This is a genomic window from Vibrio sp. 10N.261.55.F4 (genome assembly GCF_041470465.1).
GTDB classification, from domain to species: Bacteria; Pseudomonadota; Gammaproteobacteria; order Enterobacterales; family Vibrionaceae; genus Vibrio; species Vibrio crassostreae_C.
In genome coordinates, this window is record NZ_JBFRMM010000008.1 from 40,216 (window position 1) to 54,610 (window position 14,395).

The following is a 14,395-nucleotide window of genomic DNA, read 5'->3' on the forward strand; positions in this document are numbered from 1 at the left end:
TTGAGATTTTAGGTCGCTTAACAATACTCACAATGGATTTATGTGCATTAGATGTATAACTGGGCTCTATTGATTTTTGGAATGGAGTACCATATAATGCGCTAAGTTATCAAAAATTGCTCAATAAATAGGTAGATGTAGTGAAGAATAATGGGTTCAAAATAGTGGCTATCTGCATGTTACGCCAAATGTTCGAGTAACTGGTGGCGTTCGTTATACCAACCTTGAAGGTGATATAGAGAATAGCCCAATACTTGAAAGTGGTATCAACATGGCCGCGAACGTTGGTGTTGCTTACGTTTTCTAGTTGCTTTGGTTTTTCTCTTTGTGTGCGAACATTAAAAAAAGGGTTACTCATGATGAGTAACCCTTTTTCTTGAAACTTTTTAAAAGTTATCGCTGATCTATTAACGAATTAAGCGCTAAAGATTTGAGATAGCTCTGTCGCACATAGGTGGTACTGACGAGGGCAGTTGCGCCATGTTGTTAGCATGCGACGGTACTTCTCTAGCATTGGCATCTGGCTATTGAAGTGGTGATCGGCTTTGTCGAATTGAGGGTAAAGACCTTCAGAATCAACAAGGAAACGCACGTAGTGTACGATCTGCGCTTCAGAAGCGATATCAAAACCTAAGAACTGCAGGCGACGTTGGTCTACTTCAGCACGCTCTTGTTCTGCAAGCATTTTGTTCGACTCTTGCATTGCATGGTACATCTCCATGATGTCGATAATTTCGCGACATTCTGCTTCAGTCAAACAACCAAACTCTTTGTTAAGTTCACGCATTTGGAGTTCGTAACCACGTTCTACAATCGTTTGTAGACGCTGGTATTTCGCCGAGTTCTCAGGGTTCATTTGAGACATTAGGTAGTATTGATTTGATAGAATTAGACGCTGAGCATTGGTCATTTCCATGGGAGGAGCCTCACTAAAAAACTAAATGTTGTATTCTTTTGTTGCAGTAAGAGTAACAGCATTCCTACGAGTGGAAACATGATCTCAACACGGATTTAATATGATTTTTTGAATTGATAAACAAAAGTTGTAAAGAAAAGTGAAAGGATTGTTTGGCTCGAAAAGAAAACGCCCCAATCGAAATTGAGGCGCTTGAAATCACTATGAACGTCAGTCTAGATTAGTATTTTACGTTTGAATGGTACTGGCTAAGAACAGCAACAATCTCGTCCATTTTCTCTTTGCTTGGCGGGTTTGTACCTTCAAGAGGGTAGTCAAAACCAAGTGCTTCCCACTTATGTGCACCCAGCTTATGGTATGGAAGCAGTTCTACTTTCTCGATGTTATCCATGTCTTTGATGAATTCGCCTAGCAGATGAGCATCTTCAGGTGTGTCCGTGTAGCCAGGGACAATCACATAACGAATCCACGTCTTCTTACCGATTTTGTGTAAGTAGCGTGCGAAATCCAGAGTACGTCTGTTTGATACACCAATGAAATCGTGGTGAATCTCATCTCGCATGTGCTTAAGATCCAACATAACTAGATCAGAGGCTTCTAGGACTTCATCAACCACTTCAGTGTGCTTACGAATGTAGCCATTAGTATCAAGACAAGTGTGGATGCCTTCAGCTTGAGCTGCGCGGAAAAAGTCACGAACAAACTCAGGTTGTAGCATCGCTTCACCACCAGAACAGGTGATACCACCGCCCGATGCTTTCATGAAATGACGGTATGATTTTGCTTCGTTGATGATCTCTTCGACCGTTACTTCCTTTCCGTCATGAAGATCCCATGTATCACGGTTATGACAGTACATACAACGCATTAAGCAGCCTTGAAGAAACACAATAAAGCGGATACCAGGGCCATCGACAGTACCACAAGATTCGAATGAGTGAATGCGACCAGTTGTAGACATGAGCTATTCTCGTAGAGGAATTTATACCGTTTATTTTATTACAAAAACGGTACATAAAATAGGGTCAAATGGTAACGAGACCTTTAAAAATAAAGGCAACCACCTGTGAAGATGATTGCCTTTATTAAACTTGAAAAGTAAAGGACGAAAGCCCTTACTGGTGGCTAGAAGAAAGCAAACATTGTGATACCGCCAGTGGTGTACACTGACTCTTTCGCTTCTTCGTAATCCGGTGTTTTTGCGGTTAGCGCGAAAGAGGCACCAACGTATCGGTTATACCAAGCGACACCCAATACAGCAGTTGCTTGAATGTTCTCTAAAGTCACATCGTAGATCGCTGGATCTTCGTTGTTTTTATTAGCGTACTCATCAACACCTGAGCGATCGCCTTCGATAGTCAGGTCGTTGAATCGGTAGCGACCTTCGAGGCCTGCATAGGTAAACCAACCAGCGTTTGATGCGCCGATCATGCCCGGTTTGAATGGGTTTTCTGTGGTGATGTTAGCTGCACCAAAGTTACCGCCTAAGTCTGTACCCCAACGAAACATGAAGCCCGTTGAAATGTCACTTCTAAAGTTACCGACGTTGATTTCAGAAACGTTAGAGATTTCGTAGTCAGTATTCGCAAGAGCTTGATTACGCATTAGGTTGAAATGGCTTAGGTAACCAACGCTTCCCGCCCATTCATCATCGACTTGGTATTCCCAACCCATCGGCTCATCCGACTTAGTGATTGAGTGAACCAGCTTTTGAGCATCTTCAGACAGTGCACGTTCGCCCGTAGTACCAAACGTGATATTAAAACGCTGGGCTTGCTGTGGGTTTAAGCTGATGTAATTGAATTCAGTGTGAAGGTAACCTGCGTATGGGCGATCATTAGGCGATGGCGTTTCTAACTCAATGTCAGAAGGCGTATACATCTTGTGGCCAATGGTGATTTCCCACTTGTCTAGAGAGCTTGCGCCCCAGTAGGAAAGACTCAATGGTTTTACCCAGTTATATGGCGTAATACTTGATGATGTGTAACCCAGAAATAAGCCGTTGGTATAGTCTTGGTCGACACCAAAAATACCATCATTATCTAAAGCAAAAGTTAACGTAGAACGCTCAGAGGCTAAAGATGAGAAAGAGAGAAGAATCAGGGGTAAACAACGCAGGTATTTCATGGAGCAGTTACTCTTAAATTATGAACCGCGATATTACCGTAATTTGACAGAATTTGTGGAAAAAAAGTGAATGGCAGGGTGCTTTTTTGCTCAACCTAACATTTCGCGGGATAGGTGAGTGTAGTGCGATTTATTTCAGATATAAAAAAGCCCCGCACATTGGCGAGGCTAATATTATTTACTGTCTATTGAGCGTGAGCTTATAGAGATTCAGTAAATGTACGTGCGATTACGTCAGCTTGTTGCTCTGCAGTTAGAGAGTTAAAGCGAACAGCGTAACCAGATACACGGATTGTTAGCTGAGGGTATTTCTCAGGGTGCTTAACTGCGTCTTCAAGAGTTTCGCGGTTAAGAACGTTAACGTTAAGGTGTTGACCACCTTCAATGCCAGCTTCGTGGTGGAAGTAACCATCCATTAGGCCTGCAAGGTTAGCACGTTGGCTGTCTTGTTCTTTACCTAGTGCGTTTGGCACGATAGAGAACGTGTAAGAGATACCATCTTGTGCGTCAGCAAACGGTAGTTTACCTACAGACGTTAGTGAAGCTACAGCGCCTTTCTCATCACGACCGTGCATTGGGTTTGCACCAGGAGCGAAAGGAGCGCCAGCACGACGACCGTCTGGAGTGTTACCTGTTTTCTTACCGTAAACCACGTTAGACGTGATAGTAAGAACTGACTGTGTAGGGATAGAGTTACGGTAAGTCTTAAGCTTACGGATCTTGTTCATGAACGTAGAAACTAGTTCACAAGCAATATCATCTACACGAGAGTCGTTATTACCGTATTTAGGGTAATCGCCTTCAATTTCGAAGTCAGTTGCAATGCCATCTTCGTCGCGGATTGGTTTAACAGTCGCGAACTTGATTGCAGACAGTGAGTCAGCTGCAACAGATAGACCAGCGATACCACAAGCCATAGTACGACGAACATCACGGTCATGAAGAGCCATTAGAGACGCTTCGTAGCTGTACTTGTCGTGCATGTAGTGAATGCTGTTTAGTGCAGTCACGTATTGCTTAGCTAACCAGTCCATGAATGTGTCTAGGCGACCCATTACGTCATCGTAGTTAAGAACTTCGTCAGTGATCTTGTCTGAAACAGGACCAACTTGCATCTTAAGTTTCTCGTCCACACCGCCGTTGATTGCGTAAAGCATTGTTTTCGCAAGGTTAGCACGAGCACCGAAGAACTGCATTTGCTTACCAACGATCATTGGAGATACACAACAAGCGATAGCGTAATCATCAGACTCTAGGTCAGGACGCATTAGGTCATCATTTTCGTACTGGATAGAAGAAGTATCGATAGATACCTTCGCACAGAAACGCTTGAAGCCGTCAGGTAGTTGCTCAGACCAAAGAACAGTGATGTTTGGCTCTGGAGAAGGACCCATAGTGTATAGAGAGTTTAGGAAACGGAAGTTCGAACGCGTTACTAGCGTACGACCGTCGATACCCATACCACCCATAGACTCTGTTGCCCAGATTGGGTCGCCAGAGAACAGCTCATCGTACTCAGGAGTACGTAGGAAACGAACCATACGCAGTTTCATTACGAAGTGGTCGATCATTTCTTGTGCTTGTTCTTCAGTGATCTTGCCAGCAGCGATATCACGCTCGATGTAGATGTCTAGGAAAGTCGAAGTACGACCTAGAGACATTGCAGCACCGTTTTGAGATTTAACAGCAGCTAGGTAGCCGAAGTAAGTCCACTGGATAGCTTCTTGAGCTGTTTGAGCTGGCTCAGAGATATCGAAACCGTATTTCTCAGCCATTTGCTTGATTTGACCTAGAGCACGATGTTGCTCAGAGATCTCTTCACGCAGTTGCATTGTTTCTGCTAGGTTTTCACCGTTTTCGAATTGCTCTTGAAGAGAAGCAAATTGAGCTTGCTTGTCTTTCATTAGGAAATCAATACCGTAAAGTGCAACACGACGGTAGTCACCAATGATACGACCACGGCCGTAAGCATCAGGAAGACCAGTCAGAACACCAGACTTACGACATTTTAGGATATCAGGAGTGTAGATATCGAAAACGCCAGCATTGTGTGTTTTGCGGTATTCTGAGTAGATTTTTGAAACCATTGGGTCAAGAGTTTCACCGTATGCTTTACAAGAACCTTCAACCATACGCACACCACCGTTAGGGATGATTGCACGTTTTAGTGGCTTCTCAGTTTGTAGACCAACGATAGTCTCAAGATCTTTCTCAATGTAACCTGCATCGTGAGCAGTAATGGTAGAGATAACAGAAGTATCGAAATCTACAGGTGCTTTAGTTGCGTTTTCCTGTTTGATACCTTCCATTACCGAAGACCAAAGCTTGTTAGTTGCTTCAGTACCCTCAGAAACTAGGAAAGACTCGTCGCCTTCATACGGCGTGTAGTTCTTTTGAATGAAATCACGAACGTTTACTTCGCTTTGCCACTCACCTGCAGCAAAATCTTCCCAAGCTTTAGCAAATTGCTCTGCCATGACATACCTACCTTTTTAGTAGAAAAAATACGTACATTAACACTGTTGAGCCAGCGCCCCTCGTAAGGGTAGTACACTCTTATTAATAACAATATATATGAGCATATAAGCGTCATATGGTTATATATATTGTCACTACCTTTTATATGTTGTCTTTACTCTATGAATTCAAGACTACGCTAAAAAATTTCTGTAAACCTTAAACTAAATCAATAAATGCCAAAAAAAGTTGAAAAAATTTGAGTGGCAGGGGTTGCCACCCAAACTTTTTTTTAATCCTAATACTACTTTTGTGTAGTAAGGACCATTATAGCCAAGCTTTTAGGCCATATTGACTTTCTAGCATACCAACTGCAAGCATTGCTACTAGACAGATAACTAAAACGCCAACTGGGATAACAATCTTATCTACAAATGATAGACGCTTCGCACGCTCTTTATCACCAATTAGACCGTTATTATCTAGAAGCATAGTCAGTGCCCATGCTAATACTGGGTTAACAACCGCTGAACCGAAGATACAGATACCAGCTGCTTGAGAGTCTTTTGAATCTTTAACCATCTGCATACCCGCTTCAAGTAGAGGTAGAGATACACCTACAAGTAGCGCAACACGCATCACTGGTGGCCATACTGCTACGTCCATTGGGAAGCCAAGAATCGCAACAATAATACATAGAGAGCCAAGCAAGATTGCGCCGCCAGGGATTGGACGTTTCGCGATTGCTGCTGGGATCATGTAAGTACCCCAAGATGAAGTGATGTTACCACCACCAACTGCTGTACCTACCATTTGACGAACTGAACACATAGTCATTGTGTCGTCTACGTCCATCAGTACTTTTTCAGACTTTTTAGGGTAGTTCAGTTCTTGGAAGATACGGTGACCTAGGAAGTCAGGTGACCACATTGCTACTGCTAGGATTGCAAATGGTAGAGAAGCGATGAAGTGCTCAACGTTTGGTAAACCAAGCATCCAACCTTCTTCAGTAGAACCCCACCAGTAGATTGGGTTTAGGTTTGGAATGCCTGTTTCAGTTACGAATTTGATATCGAAACCAGCACCAAGTACTAGAGCAATAGCTAGACCAGTGAAAGCACAAACAGGGATTGCTAACCAACGCTTGTTCACTTTAGCAAGGAATGCATATAGACCGATGGTAACGGCTAGAACAATCAAACCGATGTAACCCATGCTACCAGCAGCGACAGTGTCAGACTGAAGACCAACAGCCCAAGCTTGAATTGAGTTGATTTGGCTCATTGTACCGGTTAGACCCAAGAAGATGAGCAAGCCACCCGCCGTACCTTCAGAGGTAAGGTTAACAAGTTTAGACCCACCTTTTAGGAAGCTTAGGATAAGACCGAAGACACCGATAAGGATTGCCAATGCAAGAGGGTGAGCACCAGCAAGAGCGATGGTACCAATAAGAGGAATCATTGGGCCGTGGTTACCGGCAAGGTTAGCTTTAGGGTTAAAGAAACCAGAAGCAAGGATACAGAACAGCAGTGCAGGGATAAGCATTTCTACACGAGCGACTTCAATCGCAAAGTCTTTACCAAGGTTTACGTGATCCCAAGCTTGAGTTAGGCCTTCAGCCCAAGACATCATTACTGCAGAGTACATCGCGATGATACCAATGGTACCAGCCAGTGCAGGAACAAGGTCTTCTAGTTCAAAGCGGAAGTCACGGCCAGGAAGGTTTAGGCCAAAGCGGCGAGGCTTCATGATTTGAAGTTCGTGATCTAGATAATCTGAGCGGTTCTCAAATTCAGAAGCAGGGCGGTGTAGCTCTTTATAGCTTTTCTCTTCTACTTCAGAGTTCGCATTGTTCACAACGTCTGACATAGATTCCTCATATTTTATGTTAGTAATTCTAAAATTGAATTCTATAAGTTCGCGTAATTGCGTAATTGCGTTATTTCTTAGTTATAACTCATTAACATCATGTTGCACGGTTTTGATGTGCTTTATGCAGCTAAGTTAAAAGAAATGTTTGGCATTTTTAATGCCTTATTCTTTGCTGAGGAGTCTAACAAGCTTACCCTTTAGGGTGATTGATCTTGATCACTTTATGAGTATATGTGAAAGAAAGCTACAAAACGCAGCGATTCATTAACTTCCCATTGATGAATCGTGTAATTAGTTTTCACAAATTGACGTTTACCTATCTTCTTCGAGCCTTTGTCGTCATGGCTTGAGTTCAATACTCAATTCTTACTGAGTTATTTCACTATTACTTGCTTCCCAACTGTTCCGAGTGAAATGCTTACAATGTAATAACCTTAAAATAATTGTGCCTTACGGTGTGTATGTAGCGTTGAGCGTGCAGATTATATTTTGCAGATCTCGGCGTATCTAAGTTCACAAAACTTGTTTTTCTTGTGAGACATCAAGCTACGTGAATCTCATTTTGGTTAACTTTATTTAAACAATGTAAGGGGTGTAATTACAGCTTATTGATAGAACTCATTCATTAAATTGAGGCGAAAACGCTACCTTCTGCATAATAAGTCAGAGTGAATCGCTATTTATTCCAATTTATTAGGTTAATAATTTGTTGCATGTTGTTTCGTGTGGTGCTAGTTTGTATCGCATGAAAAGGTCGGAGTACCTTGCATTTTCACAAACTTGGGAGAGAAAGCGCATGAAAGATGTACCAGCGCTGGACATAAAGGATCTACACAAAACGTTTGGTCAAAATGAAGTTTTAAAGGGAATTTCACTTTCTGCGCACAAAGGCGATGTTGTATCGATTATCGGATCTTCAGGGTCGGGTAAAAGTACTTTCCTTAGATGTATCAACCTTTTAGAGACACCAACTGCAGGCGAGATTTGGGTTAATGGCGAATTAATTCAAATGAAAAACAACCGCCAAGGCGTATCTGTTCCTGTCAACGAAAAACAAGTACAGCGTATCCGTTCACGCTTAGCGATGGTTTTTCAAGGCTTCAATCTTTGGTCTCACCTGACCGTTCTCGAAAATGTTATCGAAGCACCCGTTCACGTATTAGGTGTACCTAAAGCTCAAGCGATTGAAAATGCAGAATTACTACTTAAAAAAGTAGGCTTGTATGAGCGCAAAGATTACTACCCAGGTCATTTATCCGGTGGACAACAACAACGAGCGGCAATTGCTCGAGCGTTAGCGGTTGATCCGGAAGTGATGCTGTTTGATGAGCCAACATCAGCACTTGACCCTGAGTTAGTAGGCGAAGTACTCGGTGTAATGCGAGATCTAGCAGAAGAAGGAAGAACCATGCTTGTGGTAACACATGAAATGGCTTTTGCTCGTGACGTATCAAACCATGTGATGTTCCTGCACCAAGGTCTAGTGGAAGAACAGGGCGATCCAGCTAAACTGTTTAGGGAACCTGAATCTGAACGTTTACAACAATTTATCTCATCGATTTACTAATCAGAATTGAAACGCCGTTGCCAACGGTAAACAGCGACGGTGTGAACAATAAAACACAACAAGTAAGTTAATAAGCAACAACAAACACAATATTAAAACTAGCAAAACATAAAAACCTAAATCACAGGAGTAGGGATATGAAAAAGTGGTTATTAGTCGCGGCACTTGCTGCAACTGCTGCAACGGGCGTAGCTCAAGCAAAAGAATGGAAAACAGTACGCTTTGGTATTGAAGGTGCTTACCCTCCATTTAGCTGGACAGAAGCTGACGGGTCACTGAAAGGCTTCGATGTCGATATGGCTAACGCACTTTGTACTGAAATGCAGGTGCAGTGTAAGATCGTTGCACAAGACTGGGATGGTATCATTCCTTCTCTACTTGCTCGTAAATATGATGCGATCATCGCGGCAATGTCTATCACGGAAGAGCGTAAGAAAAAAATCGACTTCACTGGTAAATACGCACTTATCCCAAACAAGTTCATCGCTAAGAAAGGTGCAGGCCTTAACTTTGATGATCTAAGCGGTCAAAAGATTGCAGTTCAACGTGCAACAACTCACGATAAATACCTAACAGACAACTACGGCGATACAGTAGAGATCGTTCGTTACGGTTCATTCGACGAAGCTTACCTTGATCTAGCAAACGGTCGTGTTGCTGCTGTACTAGGTGATGCATCTGCTCTAGAAGAAGGCGTGCTGAACAAAGCTGGTGGTGAAGACTACGAGTTTGTTGGCCCATCACTAACTGATCCTAAGTGGTTCGGCGAAGGTTTTGGTATTGCTCTACGTAAGCAAGACAAAGATCTGACTAAGCAATTAGATGCGGCAATCCTTTCACTACGTGAAAAAGGCATCTACCAAGATATCGCGGCTAAATACTTCAACTACGACGTATACGGTCAGTAATCTTTAGCGTCAATTCTTAAGGGAGAGGTTCTCCTCTCCCTGTCTTACCAACTTTTTCGCAGTTCTGTTGGAATCCATTATGTTTGATTTACAAGGATATGAAGCGTCGATCCTGAAAGGGGCGGTGCTCACAATCGAAGTTGCCTTGCTGTCGCTAATTTTAGCTATGGTTCTTGGTATGCTAGGTGCCTTAGCAAAACTCGCGCCTTATCGCTGGGCTCGTGCTATTGCAACCCTCTACACAACCGTCATTCGAGGCATTCCCGATCTCGTACTGATGATGCTGATTTTCTTTGGTGGACAAATCCTTTTAAACAACAGTTTGTATTCCATCAACGAGTGGCTCAACGAGTGGTTTGCATCCAGTGATCCTAACCACGAATGGACCTCTTACCTACCTGATTATATTGATGTCAGCCCATTTGTTGCTGGTGTCTTAACCATAGGTTTTATTTTCGGTGCCTATATGGCAGAAACGTTCCGTGGTGCGATCATGGCTGTCGACAGCGGTGAGATGGAAGCGGCAAAAGCTTATGGTATGAGCCCTGTAAAGGCGTTTCACCGCATACTGCTACCGCAGATGATTCGTCATGCGCTACCGGGTTTTGGTAACAACTGGCTGGTATTACTTAAAACCACTGCGCTGGTTTCGATTATTGGCCTAGAAGACATGGTACGTGTTAGTGCACTGGCGGCGGGTTCAACCAAAATGCCATTCACTTTCTACATGACTGTGGCGATTATCTTCTTATTCTTCACCAGTGTTTCAACGGGCTTACTTAAGCTGGTTGAACGTAAATTCAGTATCCACGCGAGGTAGTTATGGACTTTTCATTGATAATTGAAAGCCTGCCGATTTACCTTGGTGGTTTATGGACAACGGCTTGGATGGTTTGCGTTGCTTTGATCATTGGCTTATTCGTCGCCATACCACTAGCTATCGCTCGTAACAGTCCAAATATGCTGATTAATGCTCCGGCTTGGTCATTCATCTATTTCTTCCGTGGTACGCCATTACTGGTTCAGCTGTACCTGATTTACTACGGTATGGACCAATTCTTCCCAGTGAAAGACACATTATGGGAAAACGCGTGGTTCTGTGCTTTGGTGGCATTCATTCTTAACACGTCAGCTTATACTGCTGAGATCATTCGCGGTGCGATTAATGGCTTACCGAAAGGTGAAGTGGAAGCAGCAAAAGCTTACGGCATGAGCACACCTAAGACTTACCGTCGTATCATCTTACCAAGTGCTCTACGTCGTGCATTACCGGCTTACAGTAACGAAGTTATCTTCATGCTTCACGGCTCTGCGGTAGCTGGTATCGTAACCATTATGGATCTAACCGGTGCAGCTCGTTTGGTTAACTCTCGTTACTATGCCCCATTCGAGTCTTTCCTAACGGCAGGTCTGTTCTACATGGCACTAACGTTCATCATCATCGCGATTTTCAAATTCGCAGAGAAGCGTTTCCTTGCTTATCTAAGACCCCTTAGCTAATTGCACGGTATTCACACAGTTAACAAAACGGCGCTCATTGAGCGCCGTTCTTATTTAGGGTTTGTATAGGAATTAGTTGAGTAGCTCTTTGAAGCAAAAAGGACTTATTACACAAGCAATAAGTCCTTTTACTTTGTTTCTGATTTACTAGTTCAAAAAGCAATTAAACTTCACTAACGCCAATGAAATCACCATCAAAGGATGCATCAGTGTAGATGATGACTTCTTTGCCTCCTTTGGTGAAGCTATAAGCGGTAATCGTTTCAGTTCCATCGAGTCCAAGTTTATCTTGCATATCTTGGTCTAGCGTCACTGATGTTGCGGTTTGGTATTGGAATCCTTGAAGATGACTTGCGTCGATATCTTCAATTCCTAAAGCAAAGAATTCAGCAACTTGGTCGTCGTTCTTTGCTCTATTACCATCAAGGTCATGGTTTTGATTGAAGGTTTTACCTAGAGAAATAGTCAGTTTGTCATTAGCTGAGTCTCCCCCTATGACTGCTTCAAACCCATTGATGTTTGACCCCTTCGACATGTCGATATCGACACCACCAGGGTCATTGGCGACCAGTACATCGAACCCTTTACCACCATGAATTAGAGTATCCTCTGCATCAAAGGCTACTGTATCGTTGCCTTTACCAGCACGGATTTCGTCTGCACCACCACCACCAATGATGATGTCATCGCCTTTACCGCCTTTGATATGGTCGATTCCGTCTCCGCCATCAAGCCAATCATCGCCTTTACCACCAAACAATTGCTCTGGTTGGTCGTCGATTTCAACGGTGGTTACCACATCATCGAAGTCACCATCACCGCCAGGGTTGTCATTCCAGAACTGATTTCCGAGTTCTGTACCCGGATTGAAGTTGTTAATGCCGCTAACATCTAAGGTAAGGTTGCCGTTACTACCGACTAAATCTTGTACGCCCAGCAAGAAGGGGTGGTCACTATTGTTAGAGCTGGTCGCTTGTTGAGTGTTTAAGTCAATTGCGATACTTTCGCCTGAGACGAAACCGTCATTCCCGCCATCTGGGATAATGAAGAACCCGAGCGTATCAACGCAATCATCACAGTGCCCCAAATCGAGACTAAAGCTGTTGCCAGCTTCAGAGTTTGGAAGGTGATCTTTCACATTCCCCCAAATGACTTCAGCGTTTACATTGCCTTCACTGTCTTTTGTGAAGTAACCAAACGAATTTTCGAAGCCCGCTTCGGTGCCTTCCATAGTGACGTCAATAGTCCCTCTGAAGCTACTTACATCGTAGTAACCCGTCTCAGGATCGAGTTCAGGTATGCCACCTTTGGCGTTGTCACCACCAAGAATGACATCGTCCCCACGACCACCGCGCAATATATCGGTTCCGTCACCCGTTAGGCCATCGGTGGTAACAGAAGTGACGTAGTAGTCACTTGAATCGGCATTAGCGTCTCCGTTTTTGTCAAATGCAGGACCAACGGCAGTAAACTGAAGTTCATCAAAGGCTTTAAAGCCAGTGTCATCAGGACCGATGTTTAGATAACCGCTGTTGTTATTGCCATCCGCTAAATCGCTCGCAATGAAATCGCCCTCAGCGACCAGAATACCTTCCCGATATGCTGCCCAATGGCCTGCCTCATCTACGCCATTGTCGCCTTCATTTAAGTAGAGGTTGGAAATGCCGACTTTAGCAATCATTGTATGTTCGTCTAAGCTGACGGAAAACATCTCTGATGCACCTTCACCGGTAACGCCGTCGTAGCTGAAGCCAATTTGAGCAAGCACGCCAGCCTCTGCTGCGCCATCTACCCCATAACCTGTACCGCCAGAGCTTGCATTACCTGTATCAACGGTGCCGACAGAACCATCAGCGTTGTAGGCGGTTGAATTTGCTGATAGGTCGACGGATGTCGTTGGATCTGCTAATTCAAACTCGCCGGTTCCTTCGTTAAACGACAGCGCTTCAAAGTTATCGCCGATAATTACGTCATTCCCTTTACCGCCTCGAATCAAATCGTTCCCAGCAGCGCCTTCATTTGCAGCGTCTGGCCCGTTATCACCGATTAGCACATCGTTATGCAGTACTTGCTTCAATGACACATTGTCAATCAGAGCCCCAAAGGTATCTTCTGCACCGTCGGCAATAAAATTGAGTGAGTAATTTCCTGAAGAGAGATCGACATCTTCGCTAAACAGATCCCAATCATCATCTACGCCGTCAATGTCTTGGAAAGACTTCTCGAATACAACTTCGGTGCCCGCCATTATTTGGACTGTGAAAGGAGCGGTGGTGCTATCGCCTCCTTTATTACGGAAAGCGTAGGAAAAATCGAGTTGATATATACCGTCGTCATCGACCGTAAATGTTTGGGAGACGGTTGAATTTGAATTCGCGCCATGCGAGTCTAATTCTAGGAAGTGACCACTGGCGATATCAGTCCCGTAACCATCAGCTGGGACACCGCCATGCAGTTGTTCTTGAATCTCGATACTGCCAACCTCGGCGTTCCATGCACCGGCGCTTGGCGCTGTTCCCCATGTATTGCCAAGGTCAAAAGCTTCAAAATCACCATCGCTGATTAGGTTTTCGCCAAATTCTGCACCAGCGTCTCTGTCACCATAAATAATGTCATTGTTCGCACCGCCTTCAACGTAATCATCACCGGCACCTGCAACCACTATGTCGTCAACACACTCTTCTCCTAGCGCTTCTAAATCTTTATCGCGTGCCGCGCTTAAATCGCGGTTAACGACGCCGGCTTCATCACCAGCATTGAGCGAATGATTCCAAGCTTCAACCACATCGTTTCCGGCACCTGCTTTAATTGTGTCCGATCCACGTCCAGCAGCGATAAAGTCATCGCCGCTGCCGGCATGCACAATGTCGTCGCCTTTACCGGCTCGTACTTCGAGGTTATCGCCGCTGAGGTTAGAAAGGTCATTGTTGACATCTCTAGATTCTGGGATAAGGAGGTTAGGACCATCTACTAGTGTATTGGTATCATTGCTACCATTACTTTTCAGTCCTGCTGCTGTATTGGTTACTTCTGCCATCGTTTTTTCCT

At 44.0% G+C, this 14,395-nt stretch carries 10 protein-coding genes and 1 pseudogene; 5 read left to right on the top strand and 6 right to left on the bottom strand.

What is annotated here, in order from left to right; translation table 11 throughout:
* Window positions 1-166: 166 nt before the first annotated feature.
* Window positions 167-307: pseudogene (locus AB4249_RS05705) on the top strand (MipA/OmpV family protein); the annotation flags it as partial.
* 108 nt (window positions 308-415) lie between these two features.
* Here AB4249_RS05705 and AB4249_RS05710 read toward each other — a convergent pair.
* The 5 genes from AB4249_RS05710 to AB4249_RS05730 all read right to left on the bottom strand — a co-directional run bounded on the left by AB4249_RS05710 (window position 416) and on the right by AB4249_RS05730 (window position 7,369).
* Complete coding sequence (locus tag AB4249_RS05710; RefSeq protein WP_017070032.1) at window positions 416-916, bottom strand: YfbU family protein; 501 nt, start codon at window positions 914-916, stop codon at window positions 416-418.
* A gap of 220 nt (window positions 917-1,136) precedes the next feature.
* Complete coding sequence (gene pflA / locus AB4249_RS05715; protein WP_010437353.1) at window positions 1,137-1,877, bottom strand: pyruvate formate lyase 1-activating protein; 741 nt, start codon at window positions 1,875-1,877, stop codon at window positions 1,137-1,139.
* Window positions 1,878-2,041: 164 nt separating this feature from the next.
* On the bottom strand, window positions 2,042-3,043 hold the full coding sequence (locus tag AB4249_RS05720; protein WP_017062129.1) for a lipid A deacylase LpxR family protein: 1,002 nt from the start codon (window positions 3,041-3,043) through the stop codon (window positions 2,042-2,044).
* Between the two features lie 200 nt (window positions 3,044-3,243).
* A complete protein-coding gene (gene pflB / locus AB4249_RS05725; protein WP_017066931.1) occupies window positions 3,244-5,520 on the bottom strand; it encodes a formate C-acetyltransferase in 2,277 nt (758 codons plus the stop codon).
* Window positions 5,521-5,827: 307 nt separating this feature from the next.
* Complete coding sequence (locus tag AB4249_RS05730; RefSeq protein WP_008220142.1) at window positions 5,828-7,369, bottom strand: DUF3360 family protein; 1,542 nt, start codon at window positions 7,367-7,369, stop codon at window positions 5,828-5,830.
* A 799-nt stretch (window positions 7,370-8,168) separates the two neighbouring features.
* Here AB4249_RS05730 and AB4249_RS05735 point away from each other — a divergent pair.
* From AB4249_RS05735 to AB4249_RS05750, 4 genes are all read left to right on the top strand, one after another.
* Entirely contained in the window at window positions 8,169-8,939 is a 771-nt protein-coding gene (locus tag AB4249_RS05735) for an ABC transporter ATP-binding protein (protein WP_372102498.1), read from the top strand.
* Window positions 8,940-9,076: 137 nt separating this feature from the next.
* Entirely contained in the window at window positions 9,077-9,847 is a 771-nt protein-coding gene (locus tag AB4249_RS05740; RefSeq protein ID WP_010437364.1) for an ABC transporter substrate-binding protein, read from the top strand.
* Between the two features lie 79 nt (window positions 9,848-9,926).
* On the top strand, window positions 9,927-10,667 hold the full coding sequence (locus tag AB4249_RS05745; RefSeq protein ID WP_017063493.1) for an ABC transporter permease: 741 nt from the start codon (window positions 9,927-9,929) through the stop codon (window positions 10,665-10,667).
* A gap of 2 nt (window positions 10,668-10,669) precedes the next feature.
* Window positions 10,670-11,347 (top strand): ABC transporter permease, encoded by a 678-nt coding sequence (locus AB4249_RS05750; protein ID WP_017062123.1) that lies wholly within the window; start codon window positions 10,670-10,672, stop codon window positions 11,345-11,347.
* Between the two features lie 163 nt (window positions 11,348-11,510).
* Here the strand turns inward: AB4249_RS05750 and AB4249_RS05755 are convergent, their stop codons facing one another.
* A complete protein-coding gene (locus AB4249_RS05755) occupies window positions 11,511-14,384 on the bottom strand; it encodes a hypothetical protein (protein WP_372102500.1) in 2,874 nt (957 codons plus the stop codon).
* Between the last annotated feature and the right edge of the window lie 11 nt (window positions 14,385-14,395).

Bases quoted from the DNA above. Each gene is read 5' to 3' on its own strand.
- AB4249_RS05710 (WP_017070032.1), bottom strand. From the start codon at position 916: ATGGAAATGACCAATGCTCAGCGTCTAATTCTATCAAATCAATACTAC.
- pflA (WP_010437353.1), bottom strand. From the start codon at position 1,877: ATGTCTACAACTGGTCGCATTCACTCATTCGAATCTTGTGGTACTGTC.
- AB4249_RS05720 (WP_017062129.1), bottom strand. From the start codon at position 3,043: ATGAAATACCTGCGTTGTTTACCCCTGATTCTTCTCTCTTTCTCATCT.
- pflB (WP_017066931.1), bottom strand. From the start codon at position 5,520: ATGGCAGAGCAATTTGCTAAAGCTTGGGAAGATTTTGCTGCAGGTGAG.
- AB4249_RS05730 (WP_008220142.1), bottom strand. From the start codon at position 7,369: ATGTCAGACGTTGTGAACAATGCGAACTCTGAAGTAGAAGAGAAAAGC.
- AB4249_RS05735 (WP_372102498.1), top strand. From the start codon at position 8,169: ATGAAAGATGTACCAGCGCTGGACATAAAGGATCTACACAAAACGTTT.
- AB4249_RS05740 (WP_010437364.1), top strand. From the start codon at position 9,077: ATGAAAAAGTGGTTATTAGTCGCGGCACTTGCTGCAACTGCTGCAACG.
- AB4249_RS05745 (WP_017063493.1), top strand. From the start codon at position 9,927: ATGTTTGATTTACAAGGATATGAAGCGTCGATCCTGAAAGGGGCGGTG.
- AB4249_RS05750 (WP_017062123.1), top strand. From the start codon at position 10,670: ATGGACTTTTCATTGATAATTGAAAGCCTGCCGATTTACCTTGGTGGT.
- AB4249_RS05755 (WP_372102500.1), bottom strand. From the start codon at position 14,384: ATGGCAGAAGTAACCAATACAGCAGCAGGACTGAAAAGTAATGGTAGC.